Consider the following 22,275-nt stretch of genomic DNA (forward strand, 5'->3'; position numbering starts at 1 on the left):
TTGTTTAAAAAATGGAGCGGAATCATTGTCATTGCGGCATGCTTTTTAATCGCGGCGGGCTGCGGCAATTCATCTTCAAAAGGTTCGTCAGGTTCTTCAAAAAGCGGCAAACTGCACGTCGTGACGACCTTTTATCCTATGTGCGAATTCACGAAACAAATTGTCAAAGACAAAGGCGATGTAGACATTCTCATCCCGTCTTCGGTCGAACCCCATGATTGGGAGCCGACGCCGAAGGATATCGCCGGCATTCAAAACGCCGATCTTTTCGTATACAACAGCGAATATATGGAGACATGGGTTCCTTCAGCGGAAAAAAGCATGGGCTCTGATCATGCGAAGTTTGTAAAGGCGTCGAAAGGAATTGACTTACTCGAAGGTTCGGATGAAGAGGAAGAGGAACATGGACACGGCGGTCATGACCACAGCCACAGCATGGATCCTCACGTGTGGCTCAGCCCGGTTCTTGCGCAAAAAGAGGTCAAAACCATTACGGCGCAGATCGTAAAACAGGACCCGAAGAATAAAGAATACTATGAGAAAAATAGTAAAGAATATATTGCAAAACTGCAGGATCTTGATAAACTATACCGTACAACATTAAATAAAGCGGCGAAAAAAGAATTGATCACACAGCACGCGGCATTCAGCTATCTCGCCAAAGAATACGGCTTAAAACAAGTCGCGATTGCAGGCCTTTCTCCTGAAGAAGAGCCGAGTGCGGCCAAACTGGCGGATCTCAAAACGTTTGCCAAAAAGCATGATGTGAAGATCATCTACTTTGAAGAAGTTGCATCGCCTAAAGTTGCAGATACGCTTGCCGGTGAAATCGGCGCGAAAACGGAAGTGCTCAATACACTGGAAGGTTTAAGCCAAAAAGAACGGGATAAAGGCATCGGTTATATCGACATTATGGAGAAAAACCTTGATGCACTGAAAGATTCGCTATTGGTTAAATAACATAGTGTGCGCCGCGGGGTGCACACTATTTCTATGCGGGAAAGGAAGGTCAGCATGAATCTCGTTACATTACAGGATATCGTTTTTGGTTATTCGCATACACCCGTGCTTGACGGCGTGTCGCTGGAAATCAAAAGCGGCGAATTCGTCGGCATTACAGGACCGAACGGCGCGTCAAAATCGACGCTGATGAAAGTCATGCTCGGCATGCTCAGACCTTGGGAAGGAACGGCCGAGATCAGTAAAAAAAACGCAGCCGGAAAACGCCTGACAATCGGCTATGTTCCGCAGCAGATTTCTTCATTTAACGCAGGATTCCCAAGTACGGTTCTGGAGCTTGTGCAATCAGGCCGTTATACGAAAGGAAAATGGTTTAAACGATTGAACGAAACGGATCACCATGAGGTGGAAAACGCGCTGAAGATGGTGGAAATGTGGGATTTCCGCCACCGGAAAATCGGCGATTTATCCGGCGGACAGAAGCAGAAAATCTGCATTGCGAGAATGCTTGCGAGCAATCCGGATCTGCTGATGCTTGATGAGCCGACAACCGCGGTTGATTATGAAAGCAGGCAGGGTTTCTACGAATTTATGCACCATCAGGTGAAAAATCACAACCGCACTGTCGTCATGGTGACACACGAACAAAACGAAGTACAGCAGTATCTGGATAAAGTCATACGGCTTGAAAGGGGGGAAAAAGGCGGATGGAAATGTTTGACTTGGAATTCATGCGACGAGCTTTTCTAGCGGGAAGCATGATCGGAATTATGGCGCCGATATTAGGCGTATATCTCGTGCTGAGAAGACAGGCGCTGATGGCGGATACGCTGTCTCATATTTCATTGTCGGGCGTGGCCATCGGTTTTTTTCTCAGTACCAATATTACGGCGGCGAGCATCGTTGTCGTCACGATCGGAGCGATCGGCATTGAATACATGCGGCGGGCGTACCGTACATATTCCGAGGTATCTATCGCAATCTTAATGGCGGCCGGGCTGTCGTTTGCGATGTTTCTGATCAGCCTGTCAAAAGGCGGCGCGTCGATGAGCATCGATCAATATTTATTTGGATCGCTTGTCACGGTCAGCCAGCAGCAGGTCTATATTATCGGAGGCATTACCCTGCTGATTCTGCTTTATTTCATTATATTAAACAGACCGCTCTATCTGCTTACTTTTGACGAGGCGACGGCGAAGACATCAGGCATTAACACAAACCTGCTGTCAATGTCATTCAGCATCGTGACGGGGCTGGCGATTTCGGTCATTATTCCGATTATCGGCGTGCTGCTCGTTTCCGCGCTCCTCGTACTGCCCGCGGCTTTTGCAATCCGTATTGCCAAAGGGTTTAAATGGGTGTTTGCGGCAGCCATTATTATTTCTCTTTTCAGTGTGTTCATGGGGCTGACGTCTTCGTACCAGCTCGGAACGCCTCCGGGGCCGTCAATCACTTTACTGTTAATCATTCTGCTTCTGCTCGGGTTTACGCTGCAGGGGATTTGGAATGCGTTTAAAAAAGGAAAAGAACGAAAAAACCGCCGTTAAGCGGTGCAGCAGTCTCATCTGCTGCTCCGTTTGACGGCTTTTTTTTACAGAAATATATCAGCAAGACGCTCATATGACTCTTTTTTGGCTTCGAAATCAAAGACGTTGCACAGCACCATCATCTCTTTTGTCTGATACCGCTCGGAAAGTTCAAGCAGACGGCGTTTCACTGCGGCAGGAGAGCCGATCACCATCCGCTTCCTGTTTTCTTCTATCTGTTTACGATCCTCCGGCGAATACGGATAAGCCTTCGCTTCTTCCACACTCGGCACGCGGCTGTCGGCGCCTTTTCCGACACGAAGAAGCCATAAATCCTGGCTTAAGGCGAGTTCTTCCGCTTTCTCATCCGTAGCCGCGCATATGACGAAAATGGCACAGAGCGAGGCGGGAGCGGAAAAATGGGCGGAGGCCCGGAAATGGTCCCGATAGATCTGAAAAGCTTTTTCCCCGCGTTCCGGATTAATGAAATGGCCGAAGACATAGCCCGCACCTTGAAGAGCGGCGCGTCTGGCGCTGTTTTCCCCGAGGCCGAGCACCCAAAGCTGCGGGGCTGTTTCAATCAAAGGCGCTGTTTTTATTCCTGCATAAGCATGGTCCGAGGGAACCGAATCTGTCAGAAAGGATGATAAATCCTGAAGCTGCCTGTTAAACTCGGTCATGCTTTTCTTTACCCCGTCTGTGAGGGCGAGCCGGATTTTCGTCGTGCCGCCCGGTGAGCGTCCGACCCCAAGGTCAATCCGGTTCGGGTGCAGCGCCTCAAGCTGACGGAAAGTTTCCGCGACTTTATAGGGGCTGTACTGCGGCAGCAGCACGCCGCCTGATCCGACACGGATGGACGTTGTGGCTGCGGCGGTATGAGCGATCATAATTTCCGGCGAAACGCTTGCGAGCCCTCTTGTGCCGTGATGCTCGGCAAACCAGTACCGCTTATAGCCCCATCCTTCACTGAGGCGGGCGAGCTCCGCTGAACGGCGGAGCGTCTCGTGCGGCCCGTTTCCTTTGGATACGGGCGCCTGATCAAGTATGCTTAAATCAATCACTCGTCTGCCCCTTTCCTGACATGTATTGATACAAGGATAGGAAAAATGTTCAGTCTTCGTCAATTTCTTTGTTTTCTCTATTTTCTCCGGAACGAAGGAGAATATAGGAAGTGATTTTTCGCCGTTTTTCGCCAAAAATTCTTATGTTTTATGAAACTTTGATATAATAAAAGACGTATATCTTAATAAACACCGGGATTCTTGTCCCGGAATTTAGTAAAAATGCGCACTTGCGGCGTGCTTAGCGGCACCCTTACAGAATAGGAGTGAATCATATGGCGATCTCTTTACAAAAAGGACAGCGGATTGATTTAACAAAAGGAAAAGTCGGCCTGTCAAAACTGCTGGTCGGACTCGGCTGGGACCCTGTATCATCCGGGGGCTTTTTCGGAAAGCTGTTCGGCGGAGGCGGTGCCAATATCGACTGTGACGCTTCCGTACTGATGCTTGAAAATGATAAAATGACAGACAGCAAAAACGTCATCTATTTCGGCAATCTGAAAAGCCGGTGCGGCGGTGTCGTACATACGGGTGACAACCTGACGGGTGAAGGCGACGGCGATGATGAACAAATCCTCATCGATTTGGCGAAAGTGCCCGCTCAGATTAATAAACTTGTGTTTGTCGTCAATATTTACGACTGCGTCAGACGAAAACAGGACTTCGGCATGATTCAAAACGCGTTCATTCGCGTCGTTGATCAGGCTAATCGCGAAGAACTGGTGACTTACAATTTAAGAGATAACTATTCAGGCAGAACGAGCCTGATCGCGGCTGAAATCTACCGCCAGGACGGCGAGTGGAAATTCGCCGCAGTAGGAGAAGGCACAAACGATACAAAAATCGGCGATATCGTTAACCGATACGCCTAAACGATAAAAAGGAGAGTGCACACATGGCAATTTCATTGGCAAAAGGACAAAAAGTAGATTTGACTAAAACAAATCCGGGTCTTTCTAAAGTCGTTGTCGGCCTTGGCTGGGATACAAACAAATACGACGGCGGACATGATTTTGATTTAGATTCCAGCGTCTTTCTATTAAATGAAGCAGGAAAATGCGCGTCGCCTGATGATTTCATTTTCTATAATCAGCTTGAAGGCGGAAACGGCTCTGTCGCACATTCAGGCGACAACCTGACAGGCCAGGGCGAAGGCGATGACGAAAGCGTAAGAGTCAACCTGAGCGCGGTGCCCGCGGCTATTGACAAAATTTCATTCGTCATCACGATTCATGAAGCGGAAGCGCGCGGCCAAAACTTCGGACAAGTTTCCAACGCGTTCGTGCGTATTGTCAATGAAGAGACAAATGAGGAGCTGATCCGCTATGATCTGGCTGAAGATTTCTCAATTGAAACAGCCATTATCGCAGGGGAGCTTTACAGACATAATGGCGAATGGAAATTTTCCGCGATCGGCTCAGGCTACCAAGGCGGACTGGCCCGTATTGCAACAGATTACGGCCTGCAAATCGGCTGAACCATATCAAACACAGAAGGGAGAGACGGCACATGGCTATTCAATTGGCGAAAGGACAGCGTGTTGATCTGACAAAAACGAACCCCGGCCTTACAAAAGCGGTAATCGGCTTAGGCTGGGATACGAACAAGTACTCCGGAGGGCATGACTTTGACCTTGACGCGTCGGCTTTTCTTGTCGATGCCCATGACAACTGTGTAAATGATCTTGATTTTGTTTTCTACAATAACCTGGAACACCCAAGCGGGGGCGTCATCCATACGGGAGACAACCGGACGGGCGAGGGCGAGGGAGACGATGAACAAATTATCGTCGACTTCTCAAAAATACCCGCAAATATTGAAAAGATCGGCATCACCGTCACGATTCATGATGCGGAAGCGCGCGGCCAAAATTTCGGACAAGTTTCGAACGCGTTCGTGCGCGTCGTCGATGAAAACAGCCAGAATGAACTGCTTCGTTTCGATTTAGGGGAAGACTTCTCGATTGAAACGGCGGTTGTCGTTTGTGAGCTTTACCGCCATGGGGCTGAGTGGAAGTTTAACGCCATCGGCAGCGGGTTTTCCGGCGGTCTGGCATCACTTTGCCGGAATTACGGCTTGCAGGTGTAAGCAGGAAATTACCGTTTTACTAAATAGGAGGAAAAAACTTGGATTTTCTACATCATATTATGTCGACCTACGCTTCCTTTTTTGATTGGAAAATGTGGGGTGAGGTGCTGACTGACCCTGTATCATGGGGGCTGATCGGTTCCTTGGTTCTGCTGGAAGGGCTGCTGTCGGCCGACAATGCGTTAGTGCTTGCGGTGATGGTAAGGCATCTGCCTGAAAAACAGCGGAAGAAAGCATTAACATACGGATTGTTCGGGGCATATATTTTCCGTTTTATCTTTATCGGGATCGGAATGCTGCTCATTAAGTTCTGGTGGATTAAAGTGCTTGGCGCGCTGTACCTGGCTTGGCTCGTCATTAAGCATTTCTGGATCGGAGAAGGTGATGACGATACGGAAGGCATGAAGAAAAATTCATGGATGGTCCGTACGTTCGGAATTTTCTGGGCCACTGTCGTTTCAGTTGAGTTAATGGATTTGGCCTTCTCTGTTGACAGCATTCTGGCCGCGTTTGCGGTATCGGAAAAAGTGTGGGTGCTCTTGATCGGCGGTATGCTTGGCATTCTCATGATGCGTACAGTCGCAAAAGTATTCCTTGTTTTAATTGATAAAATCCCTGAGCTTGAAAATACGGCTTTTGTGCTGATCGGGATTATCGCCGTGAAAATGGCGGCGAGCGCCTTTGATTATGAAATGCCGCACGTGGTGTTCTTCGGAATCATCATCGCTGCGTTTGTGGTAACGTTTATTATCCACTATTTCAACAAACAAAAGCAGGTTCAGGAGCAAACGGCTGCATCTAAAGAAGAATAAAACAAAAAAGGAGGGAGAGTTCATTTCCTTCCTTTTTTGTACCGATCATCATGAAGAGAAAGGAGGAAAATGATGAGGCAGGAAGAATTGGTGATCCGAAAGGCCGAGCCGGAAAACGATGACTGGGAAACGTTTCTGATGCGGCCGCTGCCGGAACGTCCCGGTTACGAGCGGGAAAACGGGCTGGCGTTTACCCGTCTTGCCGTCCGGATTTTGGGTACTCCTTATGATGAGACGGAGTATTACAATAAGCTTTTCGAGCTGTCTTCTCATGAAAACATCCATGTGTTAAGCGAGACGCTGGATAAGACCATCGCGCCTGAAACGTTTCAGGCGCTCCAGCACATCCATTCGGTCAATCAAAAAGAGAAAGGGCTTTCGGTTTCCAGATTTGTCGCGTTTCTCGATGGGGGCAGGCTGCTTGCCAAACACGCTGATCCGCTTATGCACCGCCGGCTGAGAACCGCGTTTATGACGCTTTTGGAAACCTTTGCGGACCGGCATGAAAACGGGCTGAATCATCCCGATTTCCGGCGTGTGCTCTTGGATGTGTCAAAGTTTTCGCTGAACCACCTGAATCCATGGCTCGAACAAGCCGATATAGAGCGTGAGATGCCGAAGGTGGTGTGGTATGGAGACGCTGCCAAAAGCCAGCTCTATTTTCTCTATTATCTCATGCTGATCGGCTGTGACGTCCTATTGTTTCATCCGGCTGCGGAAGATCCGTTCAGCTTGATTGATCCGGATGAGGAACTCAGCTTTGTGATAAAGCTCCCCGCAACAGGCGGCCTTGAGCCATTCCCGAAAGAAAAGCCGGACAGAACGTCCACGACGGCCTACCGGTCAACGAAAGAAATTGAGCATGTGCTGAACCATGAGGAATCTATGATGTATAAGCCTTGGCAGTTCAGGGATCATACCCCGCAGTCCGTGACATTAAAAACGACGTATGATGAGTTATTTCTCATTGCGAAGGAGCGGGCGTTTATCCGGCCGCAATTTAAAGCGGACAGGGAGCGGGTGGCCGTTCCGAACCTTTTTGCGAAAGTGATGGGGGTTTCCAAAGATACGAAAGAATATTGGAACAGACTCCATACCGCCGCAGACTATCAGGAGACACACATGATCCGCAGTTTTCCGTTTACGGAAGAGCTGAAAGCCAACTACCAGTATCACTACAGTCAGGTTTTGAACGAAGAAGGAGCGATTGACGCGGACAGGCTGAAAAGAAGCAACATCTGGCAGTACAAGCATCTCCCGTCAGGCGTGCAGAACGCCATCGCCAATGTGATTTCTGACATGTGCAGAAACCCAGGGCTGAAGGCTTTGCCCGGGGAGCAGGCAAGGGACGCCGCAATCTATTTGTTCCGCCAGGCGACGAACCTGCCCGCTTCGCTGCTGCAATTGATTCAGACGTTTGATTACGCCCAAACCGTTCCGAAACTCGTTTTATATCATACGGAACAAAATAGCGAACTTACACGTTCTGACGCCGCCGCTCTATTGTTTTTAAATAAATTCGGCGTCGATATCATCTTGTATAATCCGCCGGGCCATCAAGACATTGAGCATTATATTGAAGAAAGCCAATTTGATGTCCATTGGCTGGAGGACATGGTATTTCGGCAGGAATATAAGGAGCCGTCACTCGTAAGAAAGCTGTTTAGAACCATTACGCAAAAGCAGGGAGAGTAAATAAACATGACAGAAAATCAAAATCCGCTTGTTCTTGATAAAAATGAAGAGATTTCTGAACAAAAAGCAGATGACATCAGGGTGCAGCTGCGCCAAGACCCTGAGGTGCAGCGCATTTCACAGCAGATTGACGTGAAAAACCAAATGGAGCTGCTTGAGTACGGAAAAGAACCGGCAGTTGAAATCTCGAAGTTCTCCGACCGCATCTTAAATATGATGAAAACAACAAGTGTCACGGATTCAGGCACAATGCTGACGCAGCTCGGAAAAATCATGGACCGTTTTGACAAAAATGATTTCGATGAACCAAAAGGATTTCTCGCTAAAATGTTCAAACGCGGCAACAGCATGATTGAAAAGATTTTTCAAAAGTACCGCACCCTGGGCGGAGAAATTGAAAAAATCCACGTCGAAATTTCAAAATACAAAGATGAAATGGCAAAGACGAACCATACGCTTGAAGAGATGTATGAAAACAACATTAACTACTACATGGAGCTTGAAAAGTATGTCGTTGCCGGGCAGATGAAGCTTGAGGAAATGCAGGCGCTCATTCCTTCTTATGAAGAAAAAGCGGCAGGCGGAAACCAGCTTGCGCAAATGCAGCTTGATACGCTGCGTGACGGGCTTCAGGCGCTTGAGGAACGTGTCTATGATTTAGATATGGCGCGGATGGTGGCGCTGCAAACGGCGCCGCAGATCCGCCTCCTTCAGCGCGGAAATACGAAGCTCATCGGGAAAATCAATTCCGCTTTCGTCATTACGATTCCGATTTTCAAAAACGGCATCATTCAGGCTGTCACAGTCAAACGGCAAAAGCTTGTGGCTGATTCAATGAGCGAGCTGGACCGCCGCACGAATGAAATGCTGAAGCGAAACGCTGAAAATATCTCAAATCAAAGCGTGGAAATTGCCCGTATGGCAGGCCGTCCGAGCATTGACATTGAGACGATTGAAACGTCTTGGAATACGATTGTCAGCGGTATGCAGGAAACGAAACAGATCGAGGAAGAGAACAGACGTATCAGAGAAGACGGCGCGAAACGGATTCAACAGCTTCAGGATAATATTAAAACCGCAGTCTTAAAGAATTAACACACACCCCGCTTGCTTACGGCAAGCGGGATTTTTTTGCGAAAAAAGATAATGACAATGTGTAAAGACAGGTGTAAACTTATACGGTAATCATTTTCGATTTGAGGTGCTGCTTATGAATAAACAACCTGCCGTCACTCCGCGAAAACTTCTGGCGATTGCCGGAATGGGCTGGCTGTTTGATGCGATGGATGTCGGAATTTTATCGTTTATTATCGCCGCGCTTCACACTGATTGGAATTTAACACCCGATCAAATGAAATGGATCGGAAGCGTCAATTCCATCGGTATGGCAGCGGGCGCCTTTGTATTCGGAATGCTGGCCGACAGGATCGGCCGGAAAAAAGTGTTTATGATCACGCTGTTATTCTTTTCTGTCGGAAGCGGCATATCCGCTTTCGCAACGGGATTGACGGTTTTTCTCATATTGCGTTTTCTGATCGGAATGGGGCTTGGCGGGGAACTGCCTGTCGCCTCGACGCTCGTGTCAGAAGCGTCCCCTCCCGAAAAGCGGGGACGGATCATCGTGCTGCTTGAGAGCTTTTGGGCCGCGGGCTGGCTTCTTGCGGCGGTGATTTCCTACTTTGTCATACCGTCATTCGGCTGGCAGGCCGCGCTGCTCTTAACGGCGCTGGCCGCATTTTATGCGCTGTACTTGCGGAGAAGCCTTCCGGAATCACCGGCGCATCAGGCATTGCCGCAGAAAAAAAGCATACGCGGGCAGGCGGGAAGTGTCTGGACGAAACCGTATATCCGGCCGACGGTGCTGCTGTCTGTCGTTTGGTTCTGCGTCGTCTTTTCATATTACGGCATGTTTTTATGGCTGCCGAGCGTGATGCTGATGAAAGGCTACAGCATGATTGAGAGCTTCGAATACGTCCTTCTGATGACACTTGCCCAGCTTCCCGGATATTTCTCTGCGGCGTGGCTGATCGAAAAAGCGGGGCGGAAGACCATCTTAGTCATCTATTTGCTCGGAACGGCGGGCAGCGCTTATTTCTTCGGTGCCGCGGATTCATTGGCCATGCTGCTCACAGCGGGCATGCTGCTGTCCTTCTTCAATCTCGGCGCATGGGGCGTGCTTTACGCCTATACACCGGAGCAGTATCCTGCGGCGATTCGTGCGACCGGTTCCGGCACAACGGCGGCCGTCGGCAGAATCGGCGGCATTTTCGGTCCGCTTCTCGTCGGATCGCTTGCAGCCCGGAACGTTTCGTTTACAGTGATTTTCGCCGTCTTTTGTGCAGCCATCCTGATTGCCGTCATCACCATTCTTATTCTCGGAAAAGAAACGAAACAGACAGAGCTTGCGCAATGAGCACCCTTTTGGGGTGCTTTTTTTAGTGAGCTGTCTGTTGGCAGACCTATATTTTTCCTTAATATTCCTTATTTTCAGGAGGCGAAAACTTCTTTTTCCGGGACAATGTCGCAAAAAAATTCTTGTATTTGTAAAAAAAGGATAGGAAATCAGTTTGCAGCACATTCGATGGAAACGTTCTCAAGCCTGATAAAAGCCCGATTTCCTTTATAATTTATCCTCAATAAGGAGGATTAGAGAGTATTTAGAAGCATACCAGAGGAAAATAAGACACAGGGATGTTTTTAAAGTAATGATACAAAATAAAAGGGATTATGATGTTTGTTTGACTTATTACAAACGTGTTACGGTATTAAAGATTGCTTATAATGGAGGGAAAATATGAATTTGGATGAGAAACCAATTAAGATAAAAGTCGAAAATGTATCTAAGGTTTTCGGAAAACAGACAAAAAAAGCCATTCAGATGCTGTCCAGCGGAAAAAACAAAAAAGAGATCCTGAAAGCTACCGGATCAACCGTTGGTGTCAATCAAGCAAACTTTGATGTATATGATGGGGAGATATTTGTCATCATGGGTCTATCGGGGAGCGGTAAATCAACTTTAGTTCGGCTGTTAAACCGGCTTATTGAACCGACTGCCGGAAATATTTATATTGATGGTGACATGATAACAAATATGTCAAAAGACCAGCTCCGGGAAGTGCGCCGGAAAAAAATCAGCATGGTCTTTCAAAAATTTGCACTGTTTCCGCACAGAACGATTCTTGAAAATACGGAATACGGTTTGGAGCTCCAAGGCGTCGACAAAAAAGAGCGTGAGCAAAAAGCGCTTGATTCGCTTAAACTTGTCGGTCTTGAAGGCTTTGAACACCAATTCCCAGATCAGCTCAGCGGAGGAATGCAGCAGCGTGTCGGACTTGCCCGCGCATTGACGAATGATCCTGACATTCTTCTGATGGATGAAGCTTTCAGTGCGCTTGATCCGCTGATCCGCAAAGACATGCAGGATGAGCTTTTAGACCTTCATGACTCTGTCGGCAAGACGATCATCTTCATCACGCATGATCTTGATGAAGCATTGCGCATCGGCGACAGAATCGTGCTGATGAAAGACGGTAACATCGTTCAGATCGGGACGCCTGAAGAAATTCTGATGAGCCCGTCCAATGAATACGTTGAGAAATTCGTTGAGGACGTTGACTTATCCAAAGTTCTGACAGCGGGCCACATCATGAAGCGCGCTGAAACCGTGCGGATTGACAAAGGGCCTCGTGTAGCGCTGCAGCTCATGAAGAATCTCGGTATTTCTTCTATTTACGCCGTTGATAAACAGAAACAGCTTCTCGGCGTCATTCACGCGGCGGATGCGAAAAAAGCGGTGGAATCCGACTTATCGCTTCAGGATATTTTAAATACTGAATTTACGACTGTGCACGAAAGCACATACTTGACGGAAATTTTCGATGTCGTGTCTGATGCGAATATTCCGATCGCCGTCACGGACGATAAGGACCGCATGAAAGGCATTGTCGTAAAAGGCGCATTAATCGGCGCGCTTTCAGGAAATAACGATTATATAAATGTTGAAGATTCTGCTGAACAAGCTCAGGATTCTTCTGTTCAGGGGGTGAAGTAAATGGACAGATTGCCTAGAATTCCGTTAGCAGATATCGTTGACCGGTTTGTTGACTGGCTTACCATGACGTTCGGAGGTTTCTTTGACGGAATCTCAAACGGTTTGGCCGCTTTCGTAAACGCGATTGTGAGCGGTTTGGGTTTCATCCCGTCTATTTTATTGACTGTTATTTTTGCAGCTCTCGCTTGGTGGATCAGTACGAGAGGAATTGCACTCTTTACGTTAATCGGATTCCTTGTTATTGATTATTTGGGCTATTGGTCGCCGATGCTGCAAACGTTGGCGCTTGTCGTCACATCTGTTTTGATTTCCATTATTATCGGGGTTCCGATCGGCATATGGGCGTCTCAGAAAGAAACGGTCCGCCGCATTGTTACACCGATTCTGGATTTAATGCAGACCATGCCGGCTTTCGTATATCTGCTGCCTGCAATTTTCTTCTTTAATATCGGGGTTGTGCCAGGCGTCGTGGCATCTGTTATTTTCGCGATGCCTCCGACGATCCGCATGACGGTTCTCGGTATTAAACAAGTTCCGGCTGATTTGATCGAAGCGACGGAAGCATTCGGTTCAACGACGTCTCAGCGTCTGTTCAAGGTACAGCTTCCGCTTGCCACAAAAACAATTCTTGCCGGTATTAACCAAAGCATCATGCTTGCTTTATCAATGGTCGTTATCGCGGCCATGGTCGGTGCGCCGGGCCTCGGTTCTGAAGTATACAGCGCCGTGACACAGTTGAAAACCGGTGTCGGAGTGGAAGCGGGTATCGCGATCGTCATCGTAGCGATTACACTCGACCGTATCACGCAAAACATTAAAGTGAAGAAGAAGAGCAGGGGGAATGCCTGATGCTTAAGAAAATCATCGGTGTCGGCGTTACCGCTGCGCTGGCTCTTTCTTTGGCTGCCTGCGGTTCGCAGACTGATGGTAAGGCAACGGCTGCGGACCAGGTGAACAAAACCATTATCGGTATTGATCCGGGATCGGGAATCATGGCCCTGACGGATGAGGCCGTGAAGGATTACGGGTTGAAAGACTGGAATGTCGTCACGGCGTCAAGTGCTGCCATGACGGCGACATTGAAGAAATCATATGACCGGAAAAAGCCGATCATCGTAACGGGCTGGACGCCGCACTGGATGTTCTCCAGATACAAGCTGAAGTTCCTTGATGATCCGAAAAAAACGTACGGAACTGCCGAGCAGATTCATACGATTACAAGAACCGGCTTCAGTAAGGAACAGCCTAACGCGGCCAAAGTTCTCAGCCAGTTCAAATGGACGCAGGACGATATGGGAGAAGTCATGATTGCCGTTGAAGAAGGCGAAAAGCCGGCCAAAGCCGCTGCTGAATATGTGAAAAAACACAAAGACCAAGTGGCTCAATGGACAAAAGGCGCCCATAAAGTTAAAGGGGATAAAATTAACCTGGCTTATGTGGCATGGGACAGTGAAATCGCAAGTACGAATGTAATCGGAAAAGTATTTCAAGACCTCGGCTATGACGTGAAGCTGACGCAAGTGGAGGCGGGACCGATGTGGACTGCGATTGCGACAGGCAGCGCGGATGCGTCATTGTCTGCTTGGCTTCCGAATACCCATAAGGCATATGCGTCTAAATATAAAGGCAAATATGAAGATGTAGGAACGAGTCTGACAGGCGTCAAGATGGGTCTGGTCGTTCCTCAGTATATGAAAAACGTCAATTCAATTGAAGATTTGAAGAAGTAATGAGGAAAAGCAGCCCTGTAACGGGCTGCTTTTTTTATGCTTCAAACGATTTGAGGACGGCAGCCGTTAATATCTCAACGCCTGTAAAGATGGCGCTTCGGTCAAATGTCATTTGGGGATGGTGAAGCCCCGGCTGCAGACCGCATCCTAGGCCGAGCATCGTCGTTTTTAAGTTCGGCACCTTTAACCCGTAAAAATGAAAATCCTCTCCTCCGGTTGTCACAAGAGGTTCATCCACATGTTCTTCTCCGAGAATGCCGCTTATCGCAGATGCCATGATGGCTTCCGCCTCTTTGTTTCGCTCGGCTGCCGGGAGGCTGTGTTCTTTTTGCAGTTCGATTTTTGCGCCGAATGCGGCAGCCGCCGCCTCACAGGCTCTTTCGGTTTCGGCGGTTAATTTCTCCATGGCGGCATTGGTTTGTGCGCGGAGATCAAGGCTGAACGATGCTTTTCCCGGAATGATATTGGAACTCTCACCGCCTGCCTGAAGCTTTGTCATCTTCACGGAATGCGGGATGCCGGGATCAAGATGAATGAAGCTGAGTTTTTGGACGAGAAGAGCGGCGATTTCGATACTGTTAAGGCCGAGATGCGGTCTCGCGCCGTGGGCTTCTTCTCCGATAATCAGGCCTTCTATATGCTGGCTTGAGCCATGCAGAATGGACGGTGCGCATCGGCCGTTTGCCGTTTCCTGTACGGGGCGCACGTGCACGCCGTATAAGAAATTAACATCATCAAGTACGCCTTTTTCAATCATTTTCAGCGCTCCGCCTCCTTTTTCTTCAGCCGGCTGAAAAATAAAGCGGATGGTGCCCTTCGGAAGTTTCGGCTGACTCTTTAAAAGCATCATCGTGCCGAGCGCCATCGTCATATGTGAATCATGTCCGCATGAATGGTTCGCCTGAAAGACACCGTCCACTTCCTGCCACAGCGCGTCAATATCCGCCCGGACAGCCACAACGGGCGAGCCTTCTCCGATTTCGCCGACAACACCGGTACAATCATCAAACGTGCGGGTTCGGCAGCCGGCCTCTTTCAGTTTTTCAGTCAGATATTCAGTTGTTTGATATTCTTTCCAGCTTACTTCGGGATTGGCGTGCAGGTGGTCAAAAATATCCATAATGACTTGCTTTTCATGCGCTGTGAGTCTGTTCATGCCGTAAGTCCTCCTTCAAAAGCTGTCTGTTTTTTATTTTTGATATTGAAAACAGGCAATCGGTCTGTATATAATATAGCACATATCTGTATTTTCTGAATAGTTTATAAATTTAAAGCGGGATGGTGATGTTATGGCTGTGCCGAAGGCCGAACCTGTATTGAAAAAGAAGAAATTGTTTGTGATGCCTGATGCTTATGTGCTGCTGTTCATTGTCGCTTTACTATGCGCGATAGCGTCGTACATCGTTCCCGCGGGGGAATTTGACAGGGTGACAAAGGGCAGTGTGACGTCCGCCGTCCCGGGAAGCTATCATTCTTTAGACCGGTCTCCTGTCAGCCCGATCGCTTTTTTTACCGCGATTCAGGAAGGGATGACAAGTTCCGCGCCGATTATTTTTTTAATCCTGTTTACGGGCGGCACCATTGCGATTTTGGAGAAAACGGGCGCCATCAATGGATTGATCAGTAATGTCATCAGTACGTTCCGCACAAAACAGCTGCTGTTTATTGCGATTGTCGGATCTCTATTTTCGATCCTCGGCACAACCGGCATCGTCGTTAATTCCGTGATCGGTTTTATTCCGATCGGCCTGATCGTCGCCCGCTCGCTGAAATGGGACGCCGTGGCCGGAGCGGCCGTCATTTATATCGGCTGCTATGCCGGGTTTAACGCGACGATTTTATCACCTTCACCGCTCGGGTTATCACAAAGCATCGCGGAGCTGCCGCTGTTTTCCGGTATCGGCCTGCGGATTGCCGTCTACATTTGTTTTCTGTTATCATCTATTTTATATATTTATCGGTATACGAGAAAACTCAGAAAAGCAAAGGACGCCAGTCTGCTGGGGAACGATTGGTTTCCGGCGGCAGGTTCATTCCCGCAGGTTTCTGAGCCGGAGGACAAGCATGTCCCGTTTACCGTCCGCCATAAATTGATTCTGGCTGTTGCGGCTTTGTCGCTTGCCGGCTTTTTATACGGCGCGCTTACTCTTGGCTGGTCTGATTCAGAGATGGCCGCCGTGTTCATTTTTATCTCAATCGTGTCAGGCCTGATTGCGGGAATGGCGGCAAATGATATCGCAAAAACGTTTATTACAGGCTGTCAGGGGCTCGTTTACGGTGCGCTGATCGTCGGAATGGCGAGAAGCATTTCCGTTATCCTGGAACATGGAAAGCTGCTTGATACGGTAGTCAATGGACTAGCGTCACTGCTGCACGGTTTCAGCCCGATGGCAGGCGCAATCGGAATGTATATTTCCAGCGCCCTGCTTCATTTTCTGATTTCATCGGGCTCAGGGGAGGCGGTCGTATTTATTCCGATCTTGGCGCCGCTTGCCGATCTGATGGGCATCACGAGACAGGTCGCGGTTGAAGCGGTCATGCTCGGAGAAGGCGTCGTAAACTGTGTCAATCCGACTTCCGGCGTGCTGATGGCCGTACTGGCTGCCAGCGGCATTCCGTACGTAAAGTGGCTTCGCTTCATGATTCCGCTGGCGCTGATTTGGTTTGTCATCGGTCTCGTGTTTATCTGCATAGGCGTTCTGATCAATTGGGGTCCTTATTAACATTTTTGTCAATGATATTTCGGTTTATCATTATGAATCGGCAAGATATAATGGGAGTTGTAAGCCATTCTTAATAGTACGGGAGGAAGTCATGAATCAGCGTCGGAACGGACTTTCAAACGTGAATGGAAAGAGTGAGAGTGTGAAAGAGAAAGAACGAATGATTTGGTCAGAAGTCGGAATGCTTGTGGGCACACTGTCTTTGCTTGACATCATCGTACGCGGACTTGTTCTGAACTGTCCGTTTAGGGAATGGGCCGGAAGCTTGGCGGTTTTCTTCATTATAATTGTTTATTATTGCATCAGGGCGGGAGCGTCGGGAATGCTCATGCCGAGAATAGACACCAAAGAAGAACTGCAAAAGCGGGTGAAGCAGCAGCGGATAGATTCAATTGCGGTCACTTTTGCGGTAGCGGCGATTACGATGTACGACAGGGGGTTTCCCCATACATTCTTTGCTTGGCTGAAAATGATCTTTCTTTTTATCGTCTGCGGAGGCATTCTGTTTCTGCTTCGGTATGTCATTGTGAAGCTGTCTTACAGAAGAGCGATAAAAGAAATAAAAAAGAAATCATCTTGACAGGTGGTTTCTTTTTTTGTTTGAAAGCGGGAAGTCTTTTTAATTGATAGGAATATAGATTTGAATTCACTCTGTCACGTTGCTTTGATAGAGAGAGTGTGATAAGTTGAAATGTAAGCGTTAACAAAATTCTCCAGTCTTCACAACAGTTGAAAGGAGCTGAAGAAAGAGTAAGAGGAATTTTTGACTCCGCAGTCAGTCTTCAAAAATCAAATAAGGAGTGTCAAAAATGTTTGAAAAACGATTCAAAACCTCTTTACTGCCGTTATTCGCCGGATTTTTATTGCTGTTTCATTTGGTTTTGTCAGGCCCGGCGGCTGCAAACGCTGAAACTGCAAACAAATCGAATAAGGTGACCGCGTCATCGGTCAAAAACGGGACCATCCTTCATGCATGGAATTGGTCGTTCAATACGTTAACACAAAATATGAAAGATATTCGTGATGCGGGCTATGCAGCCATTCAGACGTCTCCGATTAACCAAGTAAATGAAGGGAACCAAGGAGATAAAAGCATGAGGAACTGGTACTGGCTGTATCAGCCGACATCGTACCAAATCGGCAACCGTTACTTAGGCACTGAACAAGAATTTAAGGACATGTGTGCAGCCGCGGAAAAGTATGGCGTAAAAGTCATTGTCGATGCGGTTATCAATCATACTACCAGCGATTATGGCGCGATTTCTGACGAGATTAAGCGTATTCCAAACTGGACCCATGGAAACACACAAATTAAAAATTGGTCGGATCGATGGGACGTCACTCAAAATTCATTGCTTGGGCTGTATGATTGGAATACACAGAATACTGAGGTGCAGGTCTATCTGAAACGTTTCTTGGAAAGAGCATTGAATGACGGAGCAGACGGATTCCGCTATGATGCCGCCAAGCATATAGAGCTTCCGGATGATGGGAATTACGGCAGCCAATTTTGGCCGAATATCACAAATATATCGGCAGAGTTCCAATACGGAGAAATCCTGCAAGACAGCGCGTCCAGAGATACTGCTTATGCGAATTATATGAATGTGACGGCTTCTAACTACGGGCATTCCATCAGATCCGCTTTAAAGAACCGTAATCTGAGTGTGTCGAATATTTCCCATTATGCATCTGATGTGTCTGCGGACAAGTTGGTCACATGGGTGGAATCACATGATACGTATGCCAATGATGACGAAGAGTCCACATGGATGAGCGATGACGATATTCGTTTAGGATGGGCAGTGATTGGTTCCCGTTCAGGAAGTACGCCTCTTTTCTTTTCCAGACCTGAGGGCGGAGGAAATGGTGTAAGATTTCCCGGAAAAAGTCAAATAGGAGATCGCGGGAGCGCCTTATTTAAAGATCAGGCGATCACTGCGGTCAATCAATTTCACAATGTAATGGCCGGGCAGCCCGAGGAACTCTCGAATCCGAATGGGAACAACCAAATCTTTATGAATCAGCGCGGCTCAAAAGGCGTTGTGCTGGCAAATGCAGGATCGTCTTCTGTCACCATCAATACTTCAGCGAAATTACCTGACGGCAGGTATGATAATAGGGCCGGCGCCGGTTCATTTCAAGTAGCGAACGGCAAACTGACAGGTACGATCAATGCCAGATCCGCGGCTGTTCTTTATCCTGATGATATTGGAAATGCGCCTCATGTCTTTCTTGAGAATTACCAAACGGAGGCAGTCCATTCTTTCAATGATCAGCTGACGGTCACCCTGCGTGCAAATGCGAAAACAACAAAAGCCGTTTACCAAATCAATAATGGGCAGCAGACAGCATTTAAGGATGGAGACCGACTAACGATCGGGAAAGGAGATCCAATCGGCACGACATACAACATCAAATTAACCGGAACGAACGGCGAGGGTGCAGCGAGAACCCAAGAATACACGTTTGTTAAAAAAGACCCGTCCCAAACCAACATCATTGGCTATCAAAATCCGGACCATTGGGGCCAGGTAAATGCTTATATTTACAAACATGATGGAGGCAGGGCCATAGAATTAACCGGATCGTGGCCGGGGAAAGCCATGACTAAGAATGCAGATGGAATGTACACGCTGACGCTGCCTGAGAATGCGGATACGGCCAACGCCAAAGTGATTTTTAACAATGGCAGCGCCCAAGTGCCCGGACAGAACCAGCCCGGCTTTGATTATGTGCAGAATGGTTTGTATAACAACTCCGGTTTAAACGGTTATCTTCCGCATTAATGGATAGGGCCATCATCACATCATCGTGCCGGCAAACCCCCGCTTCTGGGAAAGAGACAGCGAGTCTTCAATCACGCTGAAAAGATGACAGCATCCTAAAACGGTTCCGTTTTAGGATGTTGTCAACAATCCGGAAACCATCACCGATATTTTTTTGTCCAAAAATCAAACTTTTCTCTTGCAAAAGTTTGTGAAGTATTGCACAATATAAATGTGAAATACTTCACAAGATAAAAACAGACACCACGAAACACTGGAGGATGAGCATATATGATGAACGAACGAGTGAACAAAGTAGCATTAATCGGAGCAGGTTTTGTTGGAAGCAGTTATGCATTTGCGTTAATTAACCAAGGGATCACAGATGAGCTTGTGATCATTGATGTAAATAGAGAAAAAGCCATGGGAGATGTCATGGATTTAAATCACGGAAAGGCATTTGCGCCTCATCCGGTCAAAACATCTTACGGCACATATGAGGATTGCAAGGATGCCGATATCGTGTGCATCTGTGCCGGAGCCAATCAAAAACCGGGCGAAACGAGACTTGAGCTGGTCGAAAAAAATCTCGCCATTTTTAAAAGCATTGTCGGTGAAGTAATGGCAAGCGGATTTGACGGCATCTTCCTCGTTGCCACAAACCCGGTCGACATTCTCACTTATGCGACATGGACATTCAGCGGGCTGCCGAAAGAACGCGTCATCGGCAGCGGCACGACACTGGATTCTGCACGATTCCGTTATATGCTGAGTGAATACTTCGGAGCCGCTCCGCAAAACGTACACGCCCACATTATCGGCGAGCACGGCGATACCGAGCTTCCTGTATGGAGTCACGCCAATATCGGCGGAGTGCCGGTGCAGCAATTGCTGGAGAAAAATGCAGCTTACAAACAGGACGAGCTGGATCAGATCGTTGACGATGTGAAAAACGCGGCCTACCATATTATCGAGAAAAAAGGCGCGACATATTACGGAGTGGCGATGAGCCTCGCCCGCATCACAAAAGCGATTTTGCGTAATGAAAACAGCATTTTAACCGTCAGCACATATCTGGACGGCCAATACGGTGTAAACGACGTCTTTATCGGCGTTCCGGCCGTCGTCAATCGGAACGGCATTGCAGGTGTGACGGAACTTGAGCTGAATGAAACAGAACAGGCTCAATTCAGCCGCAGCGCAAACGTGCTGAAAGATATTCTCGCTCCGCATTTCGCAGAGTAAACAAAAAAGCAGTACATGACAAACGCCATGTACTGCTTTTTTTAATTCGCTTTTTTCGCCATTTCCTGAGAGGTTTTTACTCTCGCTTTTCCCATAAACAAAATGGTAACGGCCGCAATGACGATCGGCGCCAGCGCAAGCGTAAATACATATGTGATGCTTTGCGACATGGCGTCAATAATGCGATCCAGAATGTGCGGCGGAATATGAGCGCGCGTGCCGGCCTGGAAAATCTCCTGCGGATTTCCGATGTTCTGCATCGCGCCGCCCGCTCCTTTCATGCCGCTGAATGAATCTGTGAGCTTGTTAGTAAACACATTCGTCTGGATGGTTCCGAAAATCGTCACACCGAGCGTCATACCGAATGATCTCAAAAACGAGTTTGTTGAGTTGGCGCTTCCGCGGTAACGCGGCTCCAGATCGTTCATGGACGCAGCCGGCAGCAGTGAGAAGTTGAAGCCGACGCCGAATCCGGAGATCAGCATGAATACCGTCAGCATCGTACGCGCCGTATCCGGTGTCATATTGGAAAGCAGCAGCATTCCGATAAAGAAAGCGACCACGGAAATCAGCATTAAATTGCGGAACCTCACTTTTGTCTGGAAAATTCCGCCGATCATACTTCCGATAACAGAACCGATCATCATCGGCGTCAAAATAAAGCCCGCGCTTGTCGCGGTGCTTCCGTACACAGCCTGAACGAAGATCGGGATAAACACCGCTAAAATGACGAACGTGGCTCCGTAAAGGAACGCCAGAATCTGTGCCGTAGCAAATAAACGGTTTTTAAACATCCAAAATGAGATAATCGGTTCTTCCGCTTTTCTTTCCACAATAAAAAAGGCGATAAAGAACACGGCGAACACAGCGAACAGACCGATGATCTGCACGGAGTTCCAATCATATGTTTTTCCGCCGAGCTCAAGAGCGAACATCAGACCGACAATGGAAACCACCAGCGTGATTGCGCCGGCCCAGTCGATTTTCTGCTTCTTGTGTTCAAGGGATTCTTTATAATAACGAAGAATGAAAAACAATGATAAAATACCGATCGGCACGTTGATGTAAAACACCCAGTGCCAGCTGATGGAGTCGGTAATGAGCGCGCCTAAAAGCGGCCCGAGAACGCTGGACAGGCCGAAAACGGCACCGAACATGCCCGACATTTTTCCGCGTTTTTCCGGTGGAAATAAATCAAAAATGATCGTGAAGGCGATCGGCATCAGCGCGCCTCCGCCGATTCCCTGAATGACGCGGTAAATAATGAGCTGATCCATTGTTTGGGCGATTCCGCATAACGCGGATCCGATTAAGAAAAGAATAAGACCGAATAAAAAGAAACGTTTGCGTCCGTACATATCGGACAGTTTTCCGTAAATCGGCATACCGGCCATAACGGCTACCATGTATGATGCCGTCACCCACGCGAACTTATCGAAACTTCCGAGGTCCGCCACGATATTTCCCATCGCAGTGGCAACGATTGTATTATCCATAGCCGACATTAAAATGCCCAGCAAAAGACCGATGACGACAAACTTCGTCGAGGCGTCCTTCGCGGCTGTTTGTTCCATGCTTTTTCCTCCCATACTTACTTTTGATCATTAAATTTGCTA

20 protein-coding genes are annotated in these 22,275 nt (G+C 48.0%); 17 read left to right on the top strand and 3 right to left on the bottom strand.

Annotated elements, in window-relative coordinates:
* Genes BGM27_RS17660 through BGM27_RS17670 form a run of 3 tightly spaced genes read left to right on the top strand, consistent with a single transcriptional unit; the run spans position 1 to position 2,507 of the window.
* Positions 1-960, top strand: coding sequence for a metal ABC transporter substrate-binding protein (locus BGM27_RS17660; protein WP_007409043.1), 960 nt, complete (start codon positions 1-3; stop codon positions 958-960).
* A 54-nt stretch (positions 961-1,014) separates the two neighbouring features.
* Positions 1,015-1,710, top strand: a complete 696-nt coding sequence (locus BGM27_RS17665) for a metal ABC transporter ATP-binding protein (RefSeq protein ID WP_003156655.1) — start codon at positions 1,015-1,017, stop codon at positions 1,708-1,710.
* Positions 1,668-2,507, top strand: a complete 840-nt coding sequence (locus BGM27_RS17670; RefSeq protein WP_007409044.1) for a metal ABC transporter permease — start codon at positions 1,668-1,670, stop codon at positions 2,505-2,507. Before BGM27_RS17665 ends, BGM27_RS17670 begins: the two co-directional genes overlap by 43 nt.
* Before the next feature lie 44 nt (positions 2,508-2,551).
* On the opposite strand, the gene BGM27_RS17675 is transcribed toward BGM27_RS17670, so the two are convergent.
* Complete coding sequence (locus BGM27_RS17675) at positions 2,552-3,547, bottom strand: LLM class flavin-dependent oxidoreductase (RefSeq protein ID WP_007409045.1); 996 nt, start codon at positions 3,545-3,547, stop codon at positions 2,552-2,554.
* A 275-nt stretch (positions 3,548-3,822) separates the two neighbouring features.
* Between BGM27_RS17675 and BGM27_RS17680 the strand changes: the two genes are divergently transcribed.
* From BGM27_RS17680 to BGM27_RS17725, 10 genes are all read left to right on the top strand, one after another.
* Positions 3,823-4,419: a TerD family protein gene (locus BGM27_RS17680; protein ID WP_007409046.1), complete on the top strand. Its 597-nt coding sequence runs from the start codon at positions 3,823-3,825 to the stop codon at positions 4,417-4,419.
* A gap of 23 nt (positions 4,420-4,442) precedes the next feature.
* Complete coding sequence (locus tag BGM27_RS17685) at positions 4,443-5,024, top strand: TerD family protein (protein WP_007409047.1); 582 nt, start codon at positions 4,443-4,445, stop codon at positions 5,022-5,024.
* A gap of 32 nt (positions 5,025-5,056) precedes the next feature.
* Positions 5,057-5,635 carry a TerD family protein gene (locus BGM27_RS17690; protein ID WP_003156645.1) on the top strand — a complete coding sequence of 193 codons (579 nt, stop codon included), beginning with the start codon at positions 5,057-5,059 and terminating at the stop codon, positions 5,633-5,635.
* A gap of 38 nt (positions 5,636-5,673) precedes the next feature.
* Entirely contained in the window at positions 5,674-6,447 is a 774-nt protein-coding gene (locus tag BGM27_RS17695) for a TerC family protein (protein ID WP_003156644.1), read from the top strand.
* Between the two features lie 72 nt (positions 6,448-6,519).
* Complete coding sequence (locus tag BGM27_RS17700) at positions 6,520-8,142, top strand: YceG family protein (RefSeq protein WP_020953874.1); 1,623 nt, start codon at positions 6,520-6,522, stop codon at positions 8,140-8,142.
* A 6-nt stretch (positions 8,143-8,148) separates the two neighbouring features.
* The gene (locus tag BGM27_RS17705) at positions 8,149-9,237 is read left to right on the top strand and encodes a toxic anion resistance protein (RefSeq protein ID WP_007409049.1); all 1,089 of its coding nucleotides are present in this window, start codon (positions 8,149-8,151) and stop codon (positions 9,235-9,237) included.
* A gap of 115 nt (positions 9,238-9,352) precedes the next feature.
* Positions 9,353-10,555 (top strand): MFS transporter, encoded by a 1,203-nt coding sequence (locus BGM27_RS17710; RefSeq protein WP_007409050.1) that lies wholly within the window; start codon positions 9,353-9,355, stop codon positions 10,553-10,555.
* Positions 10,556-10,936: 381 nt separating this feature from the next.
* Positions 10,937-12,193 (top strand): glycine/proline betaine ABC transporter ATP-binding protein OpuAA, encoded by a 1,257-nt coding sequence (gene opuAA / locus BGM27_RS17715; protein ID WP_003156640.1) that lies wholly within the window; start codon positions 10,937-10,939, stop codon positions 12,191-12,193.
* Positions 12,194-13,042 (top strand): glycine/proline betaine ABC transporter permease subunit OpuAB, encoded by an 849-nt coding sequence (opuAB, locus tag BGM27_RS17720; protein ID WP_003156639.1) that lies wholly within the window; start codon positions 12,194-12,196, stop codon positions 13,040-13,042. It begins immediately after the preceding gene.
* Positions 13,042-13,923 (top strand): glycine betaine ABC transporter substrate-binding protein, encoded by an 882-nt coding sequence (locus BGM27_RS17725; protein ID WP_007409051.1) that lies wholly within the window; start codon positions 13,042-13,044, stop codon positions 13,921-13,923. The genes opuAB and BGM27_RS17725 overlap by 1 nt, the downstream gene beginning before the upstream one ends.
* Positions 13,924-13,957: 34 nt before the next feature.
* Here the strand turns inward: BGM27_RS17725 and BGM27_RS17730 are convergent, their stop codons facing one another.
* Positions 13,958-15,079, bottom strand: a complete 1,122-nt coding sequence (locus BGM27_RS17730; RefSeq protein ID WP_007409052.1) for a M20 peptidase aminoacylase family protein — start codon at positions 15,077-15,079, stop codon at positions 13,958-13,960.
* 133 nt (positions 15,080-15,212) lie between these two features.
* Here BGM27_RS17730 and BGM27_RS17735 point away from each other — a divergent pair, with 133 nt between their 5' ends.
* The 4 genes from BGM27_RS17735 to BGM27_RS17750 all read left to right on the top strand — a co-directional run bounded on the left by BGM27_RS17735 (position 15,213) and on the right by BGM27_RS17750 (position 20,659).
* Positions 15,213-16,646 carry a YfcC family protein gene (locus BGM27_RS17735; RefSeq protein ID WP_007409053.1) on the top strand — a complete coding sequence of 478 codons (1,434 nt, stop codon included), beginning with the start codon at positions 15,213-15,215 and terminating at the stop codon, positions 16,644-16,646.
* 91 nt (positions 16,647-16,737) lie between these two features.
* A complete protein-coding gene (locus BGM27_RS17740; protein ID WP_007409054.1) occupies positions 16,738-17,226 on the top strand; it encodes a DUF6773 family protein in 489 nt (162 codons plus the stop codon).
* A gap of 229 nt (positions 17,227-17,455) precedes the next feature.
* Entirely contained in the window at positions 17,456-19,435 is a 1,980-nt protein-coding gene (gene amyE / locus BGM27_RS17745; RefSeq protein ID WP_007409055.1) for an alpha-amylase, read from the top strand.
* Between the two features lie 270 nt (positions 19,436-19,705).
* On the top strand, positions 19,706-20,659 hold the full coding sequence (locus BGM27_RS17750; protein WP_014416851.1) for an L-lactate dehydrogenase: 954 nt from the start codon (positions 19,706-19,708) through the stop codon (positions 20,657-20,659).
* A 41-nt stretch (positions 20,660-20,700) separates the two neighbouring features.
* On the opposite strand, the gene BGM27_RS17755 is transcribed toward BGM27_RS17750, so the two are convergent.
* On the bottom strand, positions 20,701-22,233 hold the full coding sequence (locus BGM27_RS17755) for an MDR family MFS transporter (RefSeq protein WP_003156627.1): 1,533 nt from the start codon (positions 22,231-22,233) through the stop codon (positions 20,701-20,703).
* Positions 22,234-22,275: the final 42 nt, after the last annotated feature.

It is taken from the genome of Bacillus sp. FJAT-27001, from assembly GCF_019039175.1.
In the GTDB taxonomy this organism is placed as follows: Bacteria; Bacillota; Bacilli; order Bacillales; family Bacillaceae; genus Bacillus; species Bacillus velezensis.